Here is a 17,211-nt window from a genome sequence, read left to right as displayed (position 1 = left end):
GAAGCGAGCCTGACGAGAGCAAGGTCGTATACGCTTCGACGGCAACCACATGTTCCCGATCGTCAACCGGTTCCGCACTGGCTGCGTCACCATGGATCATGGTGCGCCAACGCTACGCCGATTGCGGAAAGGTCAACGGCTACGCCTGACGCGCCAAAGCACCCTACCCTCCAACGACTTCGCTGATCTGCACGATGGGCGCGATGTCCGTATAGTTGGCGACGTCCGCGGCAATCTCGGCGCGGTGGGGACCTAACGCCTCCTGGAATGTCTCGAGGCTCGGCGAGTAGACGTGGCACGCCGCGACGAACCCCGGCGCGCTTCCAGGCTCGCGACCCGCAAGGCCCTTATCGATCTCGTAGCGCAGGCAGGCATCGCCGAGCCGTTCCTGGATCAGTGGCATGTGGCGGGTGCGGTAGTAGTCGTGATCGAACTTCGAGCCGCCATCGGCCGGATAGTAGACGCTCATCTTGATCATGGTCGGGCTCCTGCCTGAACGCCGCTCCGAGCGTTCGAAGCTTCTTCTAGGTCACCGACCTGTAGAGCACAACCAGGTTTTGGCTGAAGCGAGTTTGACGAGAGCAAGGTCGTTTTCGCTGTGCTTGTCGAAGCCGGTGACGACGGCACGGAAGTGCCTGAGTGCTGACGAAGCGTTCGACGAGGTTGCGATAGCGACAGAGGAAGGTGCTGAAGGACGCGCATCGTTTGTGGACGGCAACGATGCCGCGGGGTTGATCGAGCGCGGCAAAGGAAGGCGCTTGTTTGCGGGCAAAAGTCTTCGGGAGTATCTTGGGCAGCGGTACGGACAATGGCGGGGGTCGTCATGGGGCCGCATGCATTTTGCCTGACATTCGCACTCGTCTCCATGGGCCTGCTTCTTGCGGGGTGTCAGACCGTGACTGTCCAGGCGGACGACAAGACCGGCCCGACCACGAAACTCGAAATCACCGGCATCCTGGATGACCATGGCAATCCCGACCCGGTCTTCAACGACAGCGGCTGCTGTAACCGCCGCCGAAACGTCCCCGATCTGGCCCCGCTCACCATTGCGGCTTCGGCCGAGGATCCCGAGAGCGGTGTGCGCGACATTGCCGTCTGGATCTGGGCCATCAAGCGGTGCCGCTACGACGACAGCACGGCGGATTTTCAGATCACGCAATCGACCGTGGCCGCTGCAGGCACGGCTTCGGGGACGTACCCACCCGGCAGTTCCGCGCCGCTCAGCCGCAGCTCGACGGCAACCGTTCGCATGGCCGACACACCCTATGGCGCCTGCAACCCCAAGACCGTCACTGACGCCAGTGGCCAGACGCGCGTGGTTGCCGCGCAGCCGACGGGCTTCTGCGGCCGCAGGGTCTTCATCGTCACGCAGAACGGCAACGCCTATCAGGGCTCGAGCAAGGGCGTGCTGTTTACGACCGGACCCTTCGGCTCGAACAATCAGCCGTGCAACGAAATCCCCAACTGAACGCATCGGTGACGGCTTCCCCAAAACGCAGCGCTGGCAATCGCCGCGACGTCGGCTATCGTCACCGCTTCAGGCGACCGGCCGGCCCGCACACAACCGCCGAGAACAACAGCGAAGGAGCCCCATGAGCACCGTATCCCCGCCTCAGAACCCGGAATCCGATCCGCGTGTCAAAGCCGTGTTCGACGACATTCGCACCACCCGCAAATCCGACTTCATCAACAATATGTGGCTTTGGCTCGCCTTCGATCCGGAGCTCCTGGAACAGACCTGGCGCGACGTGAAAGCGGTGATGGCAACGCCCTCGGCGCTCGATCCGCTGGTCAAGGAAATGCTCTATATCGCCGTCTCCGTCACCAATGGCTGCGGCTACTGCGCCCATTCCCATACGGCGGCGGCAAGGGCGAAAGGCATGACCGACGCCGAGCATGCGGACCTGCTCAGGGTGATCTCGCTTGCCGCCCGCACCAACCAGTTGGCGACGGCGCTGCAGGTGCCTGTGGATACCGCCTTCGACAAGACAAAAGAATAGACCGCGCGACCAAGAATAAGCGGTCTCGAAATCGCCTGTCTTTCCACAGGCTTGGTGCGGCTGGCGCAGAAAACGGAATAAAAGAAGAACATCCTTTCTGGCCTTTCCCCACCGAATCACTACATTGAGCCGCATGATGAGTGGTTTTGACGATATTCCCTTCTTCGACGAGGAGCCGGCGCCGCGCAAGCAGCAGCCCGCCCCCGCAGGTATTCCGGCAACGGGCGGCATCGCCGCGCGCGCCATGGCGGCGCGCGATCGCGCCCAGCCGCGCCCGGACTATCTCTCCGGCCTCAACCCGGAACAGTCCGAAGCGGTCGAGACGCTCGATGGCCCCGTGCTCGTGCTTGCCGGCGCCGGCACCGGCAAGACCCGGGTGCTGACGACCCGCATCGCCCATATCCTTTCGACCAACCGCGCCTTTCCCTCGCAGATCCTGGCGGTGACCTTCACCAACAAGGCGGCGCGCGAGATGAAGGAGCGCATCGGCGTGCTCGTCGGCCATGCGGTCGAAGGCATGCCCTGGCTCGGCACCTTCCACTCGATCGGCGTCAAGCTTTTGCGCCGCCACGCCGAGCTCGTCGGCCTGCGTTCCGATTTCACCATTCTCGACACCGATGACGTGGTGCGGCTGATCAAGCAGCTCATCCAGGCCGAAGGCATCGACGACAAGCGCTGGCCGGCCAAGCAGTTTGCCGGCATGATCGACGGCTGGAAGAACAAGGGCCTCGATCCCGCCCAGATCCCCGAGGGAGACGCCCGCGCCTTTGCCAACGGCAAGGGCCGCGAACTCTATGCTGCCTACCAGAACCGGCTGTTGACGCTGAACGCCTGCGACTTCGGCGATCTTCTTTTGCACCCGATCCGCATCTTCCGCATGCATGCGGATGTGCTGAAGGACTATCACGACAAGTTCCGCTACATTCTCGTCGACGAGTACCAGGACACCAACACGGCGCAGTACATGTGGCTGCGGCTGCTTGCCCAGCGCCCCAAGGGCGTACCGCAGAACGTCTGCTGCGTGGGCGACGACGACCAGTCGATCTATGGCTGGCGGGGCGCGGAAGTGGACAATATCCTGCGTTTCGAAAAGGATTTCCCGGGCGCCAAGGTGATCAAGCTTGAGCGCAACTACCGCTCGACCGAGCACATTCTGGGCGCTGCCGGTCACCTGATCGCCCACAACGAGGGCCGCCTCGGCAAGACGCTTTTCACCGACCGCACCGATCCGGATGATGAGAAGGTGCAGGTGCACGCCGCCTGGGATTCCGAAGAGGAAGCCCGCGCCGTCGGCGAAGAGATCGAGCAGTTGCAGCGAAAGAGCCACAAGCTCAACGACATGGCGATCCTTGTGCGCGCCTCGTTCCAGATGCGCGAATTCGAAGACCGCTTCGTCACGCTCGGCCTCAACTACCGCGTCATCGGCGGCCCGCGCTTCTACGAGCGCCTCGAAATCCGCGATGCCATGGCCTATTTCCGCCTCGTCTGCCAGCCGGCCGACGATCTCGCCTTCGAGCGCATCGTCAACACGCCGAAGCGCGGTCTTGGCGACACCACCGTGCGCACGCTGCACGACTATGCCCGCGCCCGCGACATCCCGATGCTGGCGGCTGCCTCCGAGATCATCGAGACCGACGAGCTGAAGCCGAAGGCGCGCAAGGCACTGTTCGACGTCGTCACCGATTTCCGCCGCTGGCAGAGCCTGCTTGAAACGACCGTGCACACCGAGCTTGCCGAGCAGATCCTCGACGAGAGCGGCTATACGGCCATGTGGCAGAACGACAAGACGGCGGAAGCCCCCGGACGGCTGGAAAACCTGAAGGAACTCATCCGCTCGATGGAAGCCTTCGAGAGCCTGCGCGGCTTCCTCGAACACGTCGCTCTGGTCATGGATGCCGAGCAGAACGAGAACCTCGATGCCGTCTCGATCATGACGCTGCACTCGGCCAAGGGCCTGGAGTTCGATACTGTCTTCCTGCCCGGCTGGGAGGAAGGCCTGTTCCCGCACCAGCGCGCGCTTGATGAGGGCGGCCGCTCCGGCCTTGAGGAAGAACGGCGCCTCGCCTATGTCGGCATCACCCGCGCCAAGCATCGCTGCCACATCTGGTTCGTCTCCAACCGCCGCATCCACGGCCTCTGGCAGTCGACCATGCCGTCACGCTTCCTCGAGGAGCTGCCGCTCGCCCATGTGGACGTGGCCGAGAATGAACAATCCTATGGCGGCTATGGTCGCGGCGGCTACGGCCAGTCGCGCTTCGACAAGGCTGATCCCTTCCAGAACAACTACTCCACGCCCGGCTGGAAGCGCGCCCAGCAGCACCGCTCCGACGCCACCCGCGACAACTGGGGCACCCGCTCCGGCCACGCGGTCGAGCGCATCGGCTACGGCGAAAGCGGCCCGCGCGGCCGCACGATCGACGGCGAGCTGGTGGCGAAATCGACGGCCACCGAACCCTCGCGTTTCTCGGTCGGCGACCGCGTCTTCCACATGAAGTTCGGCAACGGCAACATCGCCGCCATCGAGGGCAACAAGCTCACCATCGACTTCGACCGCGCCGGCCAGAAGCGGGTGCTGGATGGGTTTGTGGAGAAGGCGTGAGGAGGTCGAAGCCCTCCTCACGTGCACTCCCTATGGACTGCACAACCATCGATCTCATGGCGCCAACCGGCGAAGTGCAATAATATTGCGGGCACAATTCTCGCGTTTGAACGAAACCATGTACCGATCTCCCTCGACGCAAAGTGGGTGGAGACATGTCCTGGACGAGCGCTGTTCGCAGCCTGCTGGAGCTGGGCGCCGCAAATGCCGCGGAGGGTGACCGTGAAGGCATCCTCGTCGCGAATGTCGCGGCCTGTGTGATCGTCGTCACCACCACGAGCTTTGCCCTCATCTACGCACTCTATGGCGAGCCGAGCCTCATTCCCCTCGTCTATGCCAATCTCGCGCTAGCCGTCGCGGCAGCCATGACGCCGCTTTTTCATCGCTTCGGCCGCGTCGCGTCAGGGCTTTGGGAATTCGGTATCTGCGTGGTGGTCCTCGTCTGGATCGCCTCCTATGTCGGTCGGGACTCCGGCGTCCTGCTGACGCTGCTCGGCGTGACGCCGGTCGCCTTCGCGATCCTCGGGTTTCAAAACATCGCGCTGGTCACGGTCCTCAGCGCCATGGCTGCGATCACGGTCATCGCCGCATCCATCGCGTTTCCTCAGGCGCGGGCGGGTGTCTATGACGACACCCGTTTCCTGCAACTCCTCCATTCGTCGTCGATCATCACCCTCACGCTCATGTGCTTCGCAACAATCTACTATGCCTTCCACCTGGCGAGAGAGGCGCAGGGGCGGCTCGCCCGCCTGATGACGTCGATCATGCCGGACGAGATCGTGGCGCGCCTGCTGAGGAACGAGCGTGAAACGATCATCGACGAATTCGAGCATGCGACTGTTGTCCTGATCGACATCGTCCAGTTCGTGGCCCTGTCAAACAGCCTGGGGCCGGAACGGACGGTCAACCTGCTCAACGAGCTCTTCAGCGAGTTCGATCGCCTGGCCGCAGCAACCGGTGTCGAAAAGATCAAGACCATCGGCGATGCCTATCTTGCGGTGGCGGGCGTGCCCGCCCGGCACCCCACGCCCGAGAAGGCGGCGGCAGTGTTCGGCTTCGGCGCCATCGCCGCGGCCCGCGAGATCGGCGAACGCCATGGCGTCGTCCTCAAGCTGCGCGCTGGCATGGCCTCGGGATCGGTAACGGCTGGCGTGCTTGGGCGAGCGAAATACGCCTATGATATCTGGGGTGCACCCGTGAACCTTGCCGCGCGCCTGGAAGCGATCGGCAAGCCCGGCTGCATCACCACCACCGCAGAAATCAGGCAGCGACTAGGCGAGTCTTTCCTGTTCATTTGCTCCGGCCGCGAGGACATCAAGGGCTTCGGCCCGACCGAGATCTGGACCACGCGGATGCCGGATCCCGATGCATGTGCCCCTGGCATCCGCGCACACACGGCGAAGTGAGCAGCCGAAAGGAGAGCCCTCAGACCGCCTTGCGATAAACGAGAAACCCCGACTTCTCCGCCACCTTGTCGTAAAGCGTCATCGCCGTCTCGTTGGTCTCGTGCGTCATCCAGTAGACGCGTGGCGCGCCGACGGCACGTGCCGCCTCATAGACGCCCTCAATCAACGCTCGTCCGACGCCCTTGCCGCGGGCTTCCGCATTGGTGAAGAGGTCCTGTAGGTAGCAGTTCGGCTGGATCATCGTCGTGCTGCGGTGGAAGAGGTAGTGCGTAAGCCCGATCAGCCGCCCTTCGCTCTCCGCCACCAGCGCATGCACCGGCTCGTAGGCGTCGAAAAAGCGCGACCAGGTCATGGCGGTGATCGCCGGGTCCAGCGCGGTTTCGCCGGAGCGGCCGTAGAAGGCGTTGTAGCCGTCCCAGAGCGGCAGCCATTGTTCGTAGTCGGTCCGGGCTATCGGGCGGATGTGAAGCTTGTCGGTCATTTGTCGGTCCTGTGATCGATTGGATGGAGCGGCACTGCGGCCCCTAGTGTTTGGTCATCGCGGCGGTGATTGCCTGAACGTCGGTCATGATCGCATCGCCCATGAAGGCGATGTTTTCCATCGCGCGCTCGCCGGCCTCGTGGTGGCCTGCCCCGCAGGCGTCGCGCACGACGACGGGCACCAGGCCGAGATCGGTCGCATGGCGCACGGTCGGGTCGATGCCGATTTCCGTGGCGATGCCGCAGATGGCGAAGGAAGTAAGCCCGAGGTCGCGCAGGATCATGGCGAGCGGCGTGCCCTCGAAGGCGGAAAACGTGATCTTGTCGAGGATCGCCTCGTCGTCACGGGGCGCAAGTTCTGGCACCAGCTCGAAGCCCGGCGTGCCGCGCAGAAACCAGGGGTGCACCGCATCCGGATCGTCTGTCCGCTGCCAGGCCATCGCCTGGCGTAGCTGGAAGGCGCCCATCAGCGGCCTCGGCATCGACAGATGCCGGAGAAAGATCACCGGAAACCCGCCGGCCCGCGCAGCGTCCAGCACCTTCAGCACCTTGGAAAGCACCGCCGGGCCGTTCTTGACCTGATTGGTAATCCCCACCTGCATGTCGTAGACGATGAGCGCCATCCGCTCCGGCCGGCAGAAATCCTCAAGCGTCTTTCCGATTTCCAGTTTCGCGGCCATGACATCTCCTCCGGGCGCCTCCTCTGGCGCCCCTCTCCCGGCAACATCGCGCGCCGGGAATGTGGCGCGGGAGAAGGAGGCTTGCAAGACGGTTTCGGCCGCCTCGCGCAACTATTCGGATGCCTGGCGGAAATCGCGGCAACCGGAGCCGAGCTTGCCCTGAACATGGATCAATCGCGCTCGTTGCGCAGCCGCGCCTTCTCCATCAGCGCCAGCACCTCTTCGTCCGCCGTCTGCTCGAAATTGCGGTAGTACAGGCCGACGGCACGGAACGCGAAGGGCGTGGCGAGGCAGACGATTCGATCGACCTGGCTGCGCAGTTCGGTAAGTTCGCTTTTCGGCGCCACCGGGACGGCAAGCACGAGGCGCCCCGCCCCCGTTCGCCGCAGCGCCTTGATCGCCGCCCGCACGGTGCCGCCGGTGGCGATACCGTCGTCGACGAGGATTACATCACGGCCCCGGGCCGACGCCGGCGCGCGGTCGCCGAAATAGAGCGTGCGGCGGCGCAGGATCTCAGCGCGCTGGCGCTCCGTTTCGGCCTCCAGATAGCCTTTCGGCGGACGGACCAGCCGGATCGCCCGACGGTTGAGCACCAGTTCCGGCTCCTCGCCATCGACCAGAGCGCCCAGACCGAATTCCTCATGCCCAGGCGCGCCGATCTTGCGCACGATCAGGATTTCCAGCGGCGCCGCAATATGGACGGCGATTTCATAGGCGACCGGAACGCCTCCGCGCGGCAGCGCCATGACGAGCGGATCGTCAAGACCCTTGTCTTCGACCGCACGCGCCAGCTGGCGCCCGGCATCCGCCCTGTCCTCGAAGAGCCACGTTGCCGTGAACATGTCGCCTCTCCCGGTTCGTCCTGCTGCGTGAGTATCGGGCCCTGAAAACAAGGCGCGCGCATGCCTGGCCGGAGGCTCGGATCGCGCCACCCGAAGGGCCTCACCCCGGGGCTGCGGGCGGTACCGTTCATGCACGCCTCTTCGCCTGCCGGCGTGCCGCCCCACGGTTGATCGGGCGCCGCTGTGAACAACCGTGCCAATCCCGACCAATCGCTAAAATTGCAACGGATTTCGCCGGGTTTCGTTAAGGCGCCATCGCTACCAATTGGCGTCACATATCTGGCTGAGACGCAAGCCGCCTTTGTTGATTTTAGCACGACAGGCCGTTTCGAAATGAGCTTTCTCCCTGCCATATCGATCATCGCTCTTCTGGCGATGCTCCCGGTGCTGATTTCCCTGCGGGCCTCCATGGTCGAGGGGGGCACGGATTTCGCAGCCGCCTGCGCCATCGCAGCGGCGGCAACGCTGTTTCTGATGCTATCCGAGATCCCGGCGCTGCGGCCGTTGTCGCTGATCGGCATCGTCTTTCTCATTGGCGCCTGTCTTTTCGTGCTCTCGGGCTTTCACCGGGCGCTCGGTGTCCTCCGGCCGATGTCGACGCCGCTGGTCGCTGCCGCCTCGATTTCGGCCGTGGTGGTGCTGATTGCCGCCTTCGGCCCGCACAGCGCGACATTGCACGCACTGTCGGCCGTCGGCATCGCCGCCGCCTTCGTGCTGATCATCGCCGTCTGTTCGCAGCACCGGCGCGCAGCGCCCGGGCCGATCGAGCGCCTCTGCGTCATCGGCTGCGCCGCCATCGGCTGTTCCGCCCTGATCGCGGTCACGATTTTCTCGCCGATCGCCCACGGGACCGCCGAAACCCCGCTTGCGTCGGCCAGCTGGGACTTCGCCTGCGTTGTGCTTAGATATTTCTACCTGCCTGTGCTGTTCCTCGGCGTGATCCTGATGATCCAGAACCGGGTGATCACCGACCTCAAGAGCGCCATTGCCCGCGATGAGTTGACGGGCGCCCTGTCGCGCCGCGCGCTGCTCGACCTCGGACAGCGGGCGCTGGCAGTGGGTTTTGCGCGCCAGAGACCCGTCACCTTCCTGCTGCTCGATCTCGATTATTTCAAGCAGATCAACGACCGCTACGGCCATGCGGTCGGCGACACGGCGCTCGGCCACTTCGCCGGCACGGTCGCCGCCTGTCTCGGCGGGCGCGGCACGCTCGGGCGCATCGGCGGCGAAGAGTTCGGCATCGTCCTGCCCAATCACTCGGAGGATGCCGCCTTTGCGGTGGCCGAGGAGATCGGCCGCACGGTGCGCGATACGCCGATCGGCCGCTTCGACCGCCCGATCCGGCTGACAGTGAGCATTGGCCTTGCCGAGGCCGAGCCCGGCGATACGATCAGCGACATCATGATCCGCGCCGACATGGCGCTCTACGACGCCAAAGCCGACGGCCGCGACCGCTGCACCATCGCCGGTACTGCTTCCAGCCCGAGGCCAGCGCACGGGCGCTTGCCGCCGCCGCCGCGCAAATGCGCGCTGCCGACCACCGAAACCTCGAGCCGCAGCTTCTTCGCGGCACCGGTTGAGGCGGCACGCCTTGTAAAGCCAATTCCCGAACCTATGTGAACCTGGCTGCCCGAGCGCATGCCTTCCCGGGGATTGCCTCGGCAAAAACATGCGTCAATTCAAAATGCTATGGCGACCTTGCGTGAGACGTCAGGCGCTGCAGGAGGACATCCATGTCGCGTTCGCTTCGTGCGCTCTTTTTTGCCGGCCTTGCCATAGCCGCCACAGCCCTGCCCGCTCGCGCCGAAACAGTCGGCGAAGTCGGGGTCGACTGGCTCGGCAACGACATCATGATCGATGCCGTGAGCGACCCGAAGATCAAGGGTGTGACCTGCCACGTGACCTATTTCGACCGCAGCGTCATCGACCGGCTGAAGAACGGCAACTGGTTCGAGGATCCGTCGAACAATTCGATCGCCTGCCGGCAGACCGGCCCGATCGAAATCGGCGACATCGATCTTTCCAAGGAAGGCGAGGAAGTGTTTCGCGCCGGCTTGTCGCTCGTCTGGAAGAACCTGCTCGTCACACGGATCTACGACCGAAGGAACGATACGCTGATCTATCTGGCGCATTCGCGCGAATTGACGGATGGCTCTGCCAAGATGTCGATCACCACCATTCCGCTCTACGGCCAGACGGTCAACTGGCAGAACGGCAAGCCGCAGTAGGAGCGGTCCCTGCCGCCGGCATCGGCGTGCAAGGCGATCGGTCAAAGGTTGAAAGCGCCCGCCGCTTTGCGGGCGCTTCCGAAACCTCTTCGGTGCGAAACAGGGAGAAGTCTGGGAGCAACCCGTTCCGCTTTTGTAAGCACCTGACGTTCCGTGCGTTCACACGAACCTACGTGAACTCCCTGGCGCATTCATGCCAAATCGAATTTCCGCTTTCAACGTTTCCACTTCACCGCGGGATGATCTAGTAGGCCGTCGGCGGAACGATGCCCTGGTAGTAATCGCCATCACCGCCCTGGTATCCGCCATAGGGGTTGCGATCACGGTAGACCGGCGCCGGCGCCGACATTCTGTTGATGCTGCCCGTCGACATCGTGTCAACCGAAGCGCTCGGCCGCTTCATTGGCGTCAGCATCTTGTGTGTGTTCTGCGTTCCGGGAGGATTGTTGACGTCGATGCCCTGGTAATAGCTGTCGGCCAGGGCCGGTCCGGCGATGACCATCGTAACGGAGAGCACGGCGGCGAGTTTCCTGAGAGAGATTGTCATAGGTTCAACTCCTGTTGACGGGACCAGGCACCCGGCCTCCGTTCGGGCACCCGGCAACACCGGTAAAGTAGTACAAGTAACCCGCCCAGCCACTTGACGTTTTGTCACAATGGCATCGCCCAAGCGTGAAGTTCATTGCCGAAGTTTAACTTGACCGTTCCGTTCCAGTACGTGGGGAAACGGTCTGAAAACACGCCGAAACGCAAGAAAGCCCCGGCGCCGATGCACCGGGGCTTTCTCAGATAAGGAACAAGCTTGCGTCAGGCGGCCTGGGCCAACTCGTCGGCAATGACGGTATCGAGGTTGAGGAAGCAGACCATGGTCTTTTCCAAAGCGACGATGCCGCGGCAGAAGGCGCGCTGCGCTTCCGGGATGATCTCCGGCGCCGGCTGCAGCGCCTCGCTCTTGATCGTCATCATGTCCGAGACCTGCTCGACCAGGAGGCCAACGAGCTTGCCGGCGATATCGGTGACGATGATCGCCGAGCGCTCGGACGGCTCGGTCATCTTCATGCCGAGGCGGGCCGCCATGTCGATGACCGGGATCACCGCGCCGCGCAGGTTGATGAGGCCGAGCACGTAGGGCGGCGTATGCGGCATCGGCGTTACCGGCGCCCAGCCGCGGATTTCGCGGATCGCCATGATATCGATGCAGAATTCCTGGTCGCCGAGGTGGAACGACACGATTTCGAGATAGGCGCCGGACTGCTTGATTGCGTTGCTCATGTTCAGAATTCTTCCCAGTTTTCACCGGAGGCCGTCGTCGACGGCACCGAGCCCGGTTTGTTGCCGAATGCGCCCGCAAGCTTGCCCATCAGGGCCTTGGCGGGAGATGGAGTTGGAAACGAGGCCATTTTGGCAGCGCCGATCTTGCGCAGCGGCACCGCTTCGCTGGTGCCCTTGGCTGCCGGCCGCTGAACGGCTGAAACCGCAGGTGTTTTCGTCTGCACCGGCGCAGCGGTCCTCGCCGCGGGCGTCACAGGCGCCGGCGCCGCCGTCGGCATGGCGCGCTGCATCGTGTGCCCTTCGCGGAACTGGCCGACGAGGTCCGTCAGGCGTTCGGCGTCCTGCGCCAGCGTGTGGCTGGAGGCATTGGTCTGTTCGACCATGGCGGCGTTCTGCTGCGTCATCTGGTCGAGTTGGCCGACGGCCGTGCTGATCTCGTTGAGACCCGTCGACTGCTCGCGCGCCGCCATCACGATCGCGGTCATCAGTTCGTTGATGCGCGCGACATCGGTGCCGATCCGCCCGAGCGCCTCGCCGGTCGCCTGCACCAGCTTGACGCCGGTGCCGACCTCGCTGCCGGAGCGGCTGACGAGCGCCTTGATGTCCTTGGCGGCACCGGCGGCGCGCTGCGCCAGCTCGCGCACTTCCTGCGCCACGACCGCAAAGCCCTTGCCGGCTTCGCCCGCGCGCGCCGCCTCGACGCCGGCATTGAGCGCCAGAAGGTTGGTCTGGAAGGCGATCTCGTCGATGACGTTGATGATCTTGCCGATTTCGTTCGAGGCACCCTCGATGCGGGCCATGGCGGCGATCGCCTGGCCGACGATGCGGCCGGACTCCTCGGCATTGGTGCGGGTCTGGTCGACCATCTGGCTCGCCTCTTCGGCGCGCTGGGTCGCGGTGCGGACCGTCACGGTGATTTCGTCGAGGGCTGCCGAGGTCTGCTCCAGCGAAGCGGCCTGCCGCTCGGTGCGGCGCGCCAGGTCGTCGGCCGCCGTGCGCATCTGCCGCCCGTTGGATTCGATCGAAAGCGCATTGTCCTTGACGCTCGAAAGCACCACGCGCAGCCGCTCGACCGTCTGGTTGAAGTTCTGCCGGAGCTGGTCGAGATTGCCGTCGAACGGTCGGTCGATGGCAACGGCAAGGTCACCCTCGGCAAGCTGGGTCAGCGCGCGGCCGAGATTGTCGATCGCCGCCTGGATACGGCGCACCGCCTCCTCGCGCTCCTGCTGCTGCTGTTCGCGTTCCCTCTCGATCTCGCGGCGGCTGTGGGCAGCACTCTGTTCGAGCGATTGCTTCTCGATCGCGGACAGGCGGAAGAGGTCGACGGAGCGCGCCATGGCGCCGATTTCGTCGCCGCGGTCGAGCGCTTCCAGCTTGGTCGAAAGTTCGCCCTTCTGGATCCGCTGCATACCATCGCGCAGGGAGAGAATGCCGCGCCTGAGCGTGCTGCCATGGAACCAGAGCAGATAAAGCAGCGTCGCCATGGCGATGAGGCCGGAGGCGAGCTGAAGCTGGAACGCCTCGTCGGAGGTGGCGCGCGCCTCGGCAACGCGCGTCTGAACCAGCGTCGTCGCTGCTTCGGAAAGGCCGGCGAGCGCCGTGGCGACCCGTTCGCCGGCACCGTCGATCGCGTCGTCGATCTTGCCGAAGTCGTCAGCCGAAGCCTTGCCTTCGATCAGTGCCTTCAGGTCCGTTCCGATCGCCTGGCGCAGTTCCGCCACATCGGCGTCAAAGGTCGAAAGCGCATCGCTGCCGCCAATGAGGCCGGCAAGCGCCTTGATATCGCTCGATTTCGTCTCAAGCAGTTTCAGGATCTCGGCGATGCTGGCGGCGCGCGCCGGCTGGATCGCGCCCTCCTCGCGGTCGATGATGCTGTCCATCGCATTGAGCACGAGATTGGTGGTCGCAAGCCGGACCTCGTCGACCGTGGTCAGCCCGTTCTGCGCGGCGAGCGCGCCCTGCAGGGCATCGTTCGCCTGCCGGCCCTCGTACCAGGCGACCCCGAGCACGGAGCCAAACCCGACGAAAGCGGCACCGGCAAGCGTTGCCAGCCGCTGGCTTACGGAAAGATTGCGCTTCAATGGGGAAGATGCGGCGGTCATAGACATTCCATGCTCACGGACCCGGCGCGGGCCGGATCCTCCGTTAGGATCGATGCGGAAAACCGGGCTCGATCAAACCGGATGACCTCATGTCATGTCGGAGCACAACGCTCCCCCGCGCTGGAAAAACACTGTCAAACAGACCTTAAACATTCGCTAAGGCGCCTCGCCGATCCCCAGGGAAAACGCCTTATTTTCGAGATCGCGCATATTTACTGCAAGCGCCGGTTTTCCCGGCATTTAAGCGCACAATCCATCAGCACGCCGGGTGCCGGTTTTGACACCGATCTCGTGACAGGCCCAGACACCCACGGTCCGCCGGCAGCGCGCCCGCTTCCCCTTGCCGCCCGAACTGTTATGATGACGCCATGAACACGAAGACCGAGCGCTCGATCCGCCTTCCTCTCGTCGCAACCCTTGCGGCCGCGATCGCCGTCGTGCTGCTGCTTGCCTTCCGCGGCTGGATGGAAAACGGCGCCGAGATGTTCCTGGCACTCGCCCAGTCCGGCCTTTCCTGGTGTTTTTAGCGCGGCCACGCTTCTAAGTTTTGCCCCTTACCCTAGCCCTCTCCCTGCTTGCGGGAAGAAGGGACGAGAGCGAGCGAAACGTCGCCGTGCGGTTCTTCTGCGGTGGGTGTTGGCGCACTGAGGCTCATTGTCGAAGCGGGAGGTGGCCGTGCGGTCCCTTCTCCCCGTCACGACGGAAGGTCGCGGCAGCGGGATGAGTGGCAGCCGCCCGACAAAATGCTCACCCCGCTGTCACAACCTGCGGCAATTGTCCCATTTGCGCGGGGTCCGTGAAGGCGGTATCAAGGGCCGATCAACCGGACACGGCCGTCCTCGGCCCCAACAAATCGGTAGCACGCATGAAAACCATCCGCATCGTCCTTTGGGCCGCCGTCGTCGTCATGGCGGGTATCCTGGGCTGGCTGACCTATGAAATGACCCAGTCGAAACAGCAGGCCGCCTCCGGCCCCTTCGGCGTTCCCTTCACGCTGGTTGCCCAGGACGGCAAGGAAATCACCGAGAAGGCCTTCACCGGCAAGCCGACCGCGCTCTTCTTCGGCTTCACCCATTGCCCCGAGGTCTGCCCGACGACGCTGTTCGAACTGAACGGCTGGCTGGAACAGGTCGACCCCGAAGGCAACAAACTGCAGGCCTATTTCATCACCGTCGATCCCGAGCGCGACACCCCGGAAATCCTCGGCCAGTACGTCTCCAACGTCTCCAAGCGCATCACCGGCATTTCCGGTCCGGCCGACAAGGTCATGGAGATGGTCAAGGGCTTCCGCGTTTACGCCAAGAAGGTTCCGGTCGACGCCGCAAAGCCCGACGGCGACTATACCATGGACCACACCGCATCGGTGTTCCTGCTCGACGCCAACGGCAAGTTCTCTGGCACCATCGCCTATGAGGAAAACCCGGAGACGGCGGTAAAGAAGCTGGAAAACCTGACCAAGGGCTGAGCCCTTCGATCCTGACCTGAAGATGCAAGCGCCGGCCCCGTCCGGCGCTTTGCCTTTGTAGGGCAATCGTGATAGCGCACAGCACACGATTGCCGACGCTTGAGCGCACCCCTTTCAGGGCTTGGTGCGGGCGGCGGATTTGCCAGCCGAAGGACGGACCCTTGAGCGAGATCAGACTTTTCGTCACCACCACCGAGAAGCAGGCGGAAGCCGTGCTCGACCGCATGAGCGAGGTCTTCGGCGAAGAGGACTATGCCATCGGCACGACGGAAGTCGACGAGAAGCGCGACATCTGGGAAGCCTCGATCTACATGATGATGGTCGACGAGGAGAGCGTGGGCGAACGTCTCACCGAAGCGCTCTCTGAAAACTTCGCTCATCTCCCGATCGAGCGCGAAGTGCTGCCGGATATCGACTGGATCGCCAAGTCACTCGAGGGCCTGGCGCCGGTGCGCGCCGGTCGCTTCGTCGTGCACGGCTCGCATGACCGCGACAAGGTCAAGACCGGCGAAATCGCCATCGAGATCGACGCCGGCCAGGCCTTCGGCACCGGCCATCACGGCACCACCGCCGGCTGCCTCGAAGTGCTGGCGACCGTCGCGCGCACCCGCACCGTGCGCAACGTGCTCGATCTCGGCACCGGCAGCGGCGTGCTGGCGATCGCCGCCTGGAAACTGATGCACGTGCCGGTCCTTGCCACCGACATCGACCCGATCGCCACCCGCGTCGCCGAAGAAAACGCCCGGGTCAACGGCGTCGTTACCGGCATGACCTTTGCGACCGCCCCTGGCTTTCATTCGACGGCCTTCAGCACCAACGGCCCCTTCGATCTAATCATCGCCAACATCCTCGCCCGCCCCTTGATGAAGATGGCGCCGCAGCTCGTCGCCAACCTCGCCCCCGGCGGCTCGGTGATCCTCTCGGGCATCCTTGCCGAACAGCGCTGGAAAGTGCTCGCCCATTACAACGGCCAGCACCTGCGCCACGTGCGCACCATCTGGCGCAACGGCTGGGTAACGATCCATCTGGAGAAGTGAGGCGCGACTGCCCGCTGGGCGACCGTCACAGACGCGTGCCGTCAGGCCAGATGCGTCCCATTCGTTGTTGAGGTAATAGCCCCTCATCCGGCTGCCGCCACCTTCTCCCCGCAAGCGGGGCGAAGGTGGCGGCGCTCTCTTGCCCAATCACAACCGCCCGCCTGTCGCCAGGCCATGGGACAGGCGTCCCTCGGGGTGTGCCGGGCTTCGGGCACGTCCCCTCGCCCCGCCTGCGGGGAGAGGGTTAGGGTGAGGGGCTTGGGTCGACATCCAAACGCGCGCCAGGCAGCAACGACCACCTGGGAATTGTGAGCATTAAAGGGCTGTCACAGGGCAGGATTTTGGGTTTCCTTCAGCCAAGCAAACCTGACCAGCGCGTCGCGCTCGGCCAAGTCTGCACCTCCGAAGAGACCGTACTCACCATAAATCGGTTTCCACCCTTCCGCGACGAGTTCCCCATCGATCACGTTTTGATACCATTCCTCGGGCTTGAGAACATACACCCCATCGTCGCGCTGGACGATCCAAACGCGCCTTAGGCTGTCGACGCCTTGAAGAAGTTTGACTGCTTTGTCTACAGTGGTCGGCTCTGAACGCATCTTTTGCCATTCTCCTCAAAAAGCAGCGTGGCATCCATTTAACGCATCGGAAGCGCGACGAACAATGTAGAACCCGCGGTTCTATCTAGTTGCGGAAGAAAACGAAAAGGCCGCCTCGTCCATCATGACGGGCGGCCTTTCGAAACTAAGGCGATGCCAGAGGCATCGCCTGCTGGTTGGCTTGTGGCCAACCATGCCCGCGAGCCTGAGGAGGAGGAGTGCTCGAGCGGGCGCCTACCGTTCCGAAGCTGACCACCCTTGAGGGAGGAGGAGAACAGAGTGACCAACTATTCTCGGAACCGCAGCTTTTTGAACCACCGGATGTTCGTCCGTGTTCGTTGAGGCGGCTTATAAACTATTATTCCGATAGAGAAAGAGTTTTCTGAGCATGGGTGCCATGCGCTGAGCGCATATGTATGGTAAATGAGCAATTGCCCTCCTATCAGGGTGCAACCGCAGCGTTGCGCGGACCGGGGATCAGGCCACCCTGCAGGATATCGC

The 17,211-nt window shown here is 63.7% G+C and carries 18 protein-coding genes; 10 read left to right on the top strand and 8 right to left on the bottom strand.

What is annotated here, in order from left to right:
* Positions 1-163: 163 nt before the first annotated feature.
* Entirely contained in the window at positions 164-478 is a 315-nt protein-coding gene (locus tag OVA00_RS25970) for an EthD family reductase (protein ID WP_034792570.1), read from the bottom strand.
* Here OVA00_RS25970 and OVA00_RS25965 point away from each other — a divergent pair.
* From OVA00_RS25965 to OVA00_RS25945, 5 genes are all read left to right on the top strand, one after another.
* On the top strand, positions 477-848 hold the full coding sequence (locus tag OVA00_RS25965) for a hypothetical protein (RefSeq protein ID WP_112974926.1): 372 nt from the start codon (positions 477-479) through the stop codon (positions 846-848). The genes OVA00_RS25970 and OVA00_RS25965 overlap by 2 nt on opposite strands.
* Entirely contained in the window at positions 824-1,468 is a 645-nt protein-coding gene (locus tag OVA00_RS25960) for a hypothetical protein (RefSeq protein ID WP_268089856.1), read from the top strand. Before OVA00_RS25965 ends, OVA00_RS25960 begins: the two co-directional genes overlap by 25 nt.
* Before the next feature lie 124 nt (positions 1,469-1,592).
* Entirely contained in the window at positions 1,593-2,000 is a 408-nt protein-coding gene (locus tag OVA00_RS25955) for a carboxymuconolactone decarboxylase family protein (RefSeq protein ID WP_268089855.1), read from the top strand.
* Positions 2,001-2,133: 133 nt separating this feature from the next.
* Entirely contained in the window at positions 2,134-4,599 is a 2,466-nt protein-coding gene (locus tag OVA00_RS25950) for an ATP-dependent helicase (RefSeq protein WP_034792560.1), read from the top strand.
* A 155-nt stretch (positions 4,600-4,754) separates the two neighbouring features.
* Entirely contained in the window at positions 4,755-6,005 is a 1,251-nt protein-coding gene (locus tag OVA00_RS25945; protein WP_268089854.1) for an adenylate/guanylate cyclase domain-containing protein, read from the top strand.
* Between the two features lie 19 nt (positions 6,006-6,024).
* Here the strand turns inward: OVA00_RS25945 and OVA00_RS25940 are convergent, their stop codons facing one another.
* The 3 genes from OVA00_RS25940 to OVA00_RS25930 form a co-directional block, all read right to left on the bottom strand.
* Positions 6,025-6,486 carry a GNAT family N-acetyltransferase gene (locus tag OVA00_RS25940; RefSeq protein WP_034792558.1) on the bottom strand — a complete coding sequence of 154 codons (462 nt, stop codon included), beginning with the start codon at positions 6,484-6,486 and terminating at the stop codon, positions 6,025-6,027.
* Between the two features lie 43 nt (positions 6,487-6,529).
* Complete coding sequence (locus OVA00_RS25935) at positions 6,530-7,165, bottom strand: cysteine hydrolase family protein (RefSeq protein ID WP_089043453.1); 636 nt, start codon at positions 7,163-7,165, stop codon at positions 6,530-6,532.
* 170 nt (positions 7,166-7,335) lie between these two features.
* On the bottom strand, positions 7,336-8,007 hold the full coding sequence (locus OVA00_RS25930; RefSeq protein WP_113504170.1) for a phosphoribosyltransferase: 672 nt from the start codon (positions 8,005-8,007) through the stop codon (positions 7,336-7,338).
* Positions 8,008-8,340: 333 nt separating this feature from the next.
* Between OVA00_RS25930 and OVA00_RS25925 the strand changes: the two genes are divergently transcribed.
* Positions 8,341-9,627: a GGDEF domain-containing protein gene (locus tag OVA00_RS25925; protein ID WP_268089852.1), complete on the top strand. Its 1,287-nt coding sequence runs from the start codon at positions 8,341-8,343 to the stop codon at positions 9,625-9,627.
* Positions 9,628-9,740: 113 nt separating this feature from the next.
* Positions 9,741-10,235 (top strand): CreA family protein, encoded by a 495-nt coding sequence (locus OVA00_RS25920; protein WP_034792543.1) that lies wholly within the window; start codon positions 9,741-9,743, stop codon positions 10,233-10,235.
* A gap of 244 nt (positions 10,236-10,479) precedes the next feature.
* Here OVA00_RS25920 and OVA00_RS25915 read toward each other — a convergent pair whose 3' ends face one another.
* From OVA00_RS25915 to OVA00_RS25905, 3 genes are all read right to left on the bottom strand, one after another.
* Entirely contained in the window at positions 10,480-10,782 is a 303-nt protein-coding gene (locus OVA00_RS25915) for a hypothetical protein (RefSeq protein ID WP_268089851.1), read from the bottom strand.
* Between the two features lie 260 nt (positions 10,783-11,042).
* Positions 11,043-11,507: a chemotaxis protein CheW gene (locus OVA00_RS25910; RefSeq protein ID WP_034792537.1), complete on the bottom strand. Its 465-nt coding sequence runs from the start codon at positions 11,505-11,507 to the stop codon at positions 11,043-11,045.
* 2 nt (positions 11,508-11,509) lie between these two features.
* Entirely contained in the window at positions 11,510-13,615 is a 2,106-nt protein-coding gene (locus tag OVA00_RS25905) for a methyl-accepting chemotaxis protein (RefSeq protein WP_442780561.1), read from the bottom strand.
* A gap of 362 nt (positions 13,616-13,977) precedes the next feature.
* Here OVA00_RS25905 and OVA00_RS25900 point away from each other — a divergent pair, with 362 nt between their 5' ends.
* From OVA00_RS25900 to OVA00_RS25890, 3 genes are all read left to right on the top strand, one after another.
* A complete protein-coding gene (locus OVA00_RS25900; protein WP_034792531.1) occupies positions 13,978-14,136 on the top strand; it encodes a hypothetical protein in 159 nt (52 codons plus the stop codon).
* 338 nt (positions 14,137-14,474) lie between these two features.
* Positions 14,475-15,074: an SCO family protein gene (locus OVA00_RS25895; protein ID WP_034792528.1), complete on the top strand. Its 600-nt coding sequence runs from the start codon at positions 14,475-14,477 to the stop codon at positions 15,072-15,074.
* A 161-nt stretch (positions 15,075-15,235) separates the two neighbouring features.
* Positions 15,236-16,111 (top strand): 50S ribosomal protein L11 methyltransferase, encoded by an 876-nt coding sequence (locus OVA00_RS25890; protein WP_034792526.1) that lies wholly within the window; start codon positions 15,236-15,238, stop codon positions 16,109-16,111.
* Between the two features lie 326 nt (positions 16,112-16,437).
* Here OVA00_RS25890 and OVA00_RS25885 read toward each other — a convergent pair whose 3' ends face one another.
* Entirely contained in the window at positions 16,438-16,710 is a 273-nt protein-coding gene (locus tag OVA00_RS25885) for a hypothetical protein (protein WP_112974932.1), read from the bottom strand.
* Positions 16,711-17,211 lie beyond the last annotated feature (501 nt).

The organism is Ensifer sp. SL37 (genome assembly GCF_026672675.1).
In the GTDB taxonomy this organism is placed as follows: domain Bacteria; phylum Pseudomonadota; class Alphaproteobacteria; order Rhizobiales; family Rhizobiaceae; genus Ensifer; species Ensifer adhaerens.
Note: the sequence above shows the minus strand (reverse complement) of the source record. Positions and strands in the feature narration are given on the sequence as shown.

Excerpts from the sequence above, each read along its gene's own strand:
- OVA00_RS25930 (WP_113504170.1), bottom strand. The coding sequence starts at position 8,007 with ATGTTCACGGCAACGTGGCTCTTCGAGGACAGGGCGGATGCCGGGCGC.
- OVA00_RS25945 (WP_268089854.1), top strand. The coding sequence starts at position 4,755 with ATGTCCTGGACGAGCGCTGTTCGCAGCCTGCTGGAGCTGGGCGCCGCA.
- OVA00_RS25960 (WP_268089856.1), top strand. The coding sequence starts at position 824 with ATGGGGCCGCATGCATTTTGCCTGACATTCGCACTCGTCTCCATGGGC.
- OVA00_RS25950 (WP_034792560.1), top strand. The coding sequence starts at position 2,134 with ATGATGAGTGGTTTTGACGATATTCCCTTCTTCGACGAGGAGCCGGCG.
- OVA00_RS25940 (WP_034792558.1), bottom strand. The coding sequence starts at position 6,486 with ATGACCGACAAGCTTCACATCCGCCCGATAGCCCGGACCGACTACGAA.
- OVA00_RS25955 (WP_268089855.1), top strand. The coding sequence starts at position 1,593 with ATGAGCACCGTATCCCCGCCTCAGAACCCGGAATCCGATCCGCGTGTC.
- OVA00_RS25915 (WP_268089851.1), bottom strand. The coding sequence starts at position 10,782 with ATGACAATCTCTCTCAGGAAACTCGCCGCCGTGCTCTCCGTTACGATG.
- OVA00_RS25905 (WP_442780561.1), bottom strand. The coding sequence starts at position 13,615 with ATGTCTATGACCGCCGCATCTTCCCCATTGAAGCGCAATCTTTCCGTA.
- OVA00_RS25895 (WP_034792528.1), top strand. The coding sequence starts at position 14,475 with ATGAAAACCATCCGCATCGTCCTTTGGGCCGCCGTCGTCGTCATGGCG.
- OVA00_RS25970 (WP_034792570.1), bottom strand. The coding sequence starts at position 478 with ATGATCAAGATGAGCGTCTACTATCCGGCCGATGGCGGCTCGAAGTTC.
- OVA00_RS25910 (WP_034792537.1), bottom strand. The coding sequence starts at position 11,507 with ATGAGCAACGCAATCAAGCAGTCCGGCGCCTATCTCGAAATCGTGTCG.
- OVA00_RS25900 (WP_034792531.1), top strand. The coding sequence starts at position 13,978 with ATGAACACGAAGACCGAGCGCTCGATCCGCCTTCCTCTCGTCGCAACC.
- OVA00_RS25920 (WP_034792543.1), top strand. The coding sequence starts at position 9,741 with ATGTCGCGTTCGCTTCGTGCGCTCTTTTTTGCCGGCCTTGCCATAGCC.
- OVA00_RS25935 (WP_089043453.1), bottom strand. The coding sequence starts at position 7,165 with ATGGCCGCGAAACTGGAAATCGGAAAGACGCTTGAGGATTTCTGCCGG.
- OVA00_RS25925 (WP_268089852.1), top strand. The coding sequence starts at position 8,341 with ATGAGCTTTCTCCCTGCCATATCGATCATCGCTCTTCTGGCGATGCTC.
- OVA00_RS25965 (WP_112974926.1), top strand. The coding sequence starts at position 477 with ATGGTCGGGCTCCTGCCTGAACGCCGCTCCGAGCGTTCGAAGCTTCTT.
- OVA00_RS25885 (WP_112974932.1), bottom strand. The coding sequence starts at position 16,710 with ATGCGTTCAGAGCCGACCACTGTAGACAAAGCAGTCAAACTTCTTCAA.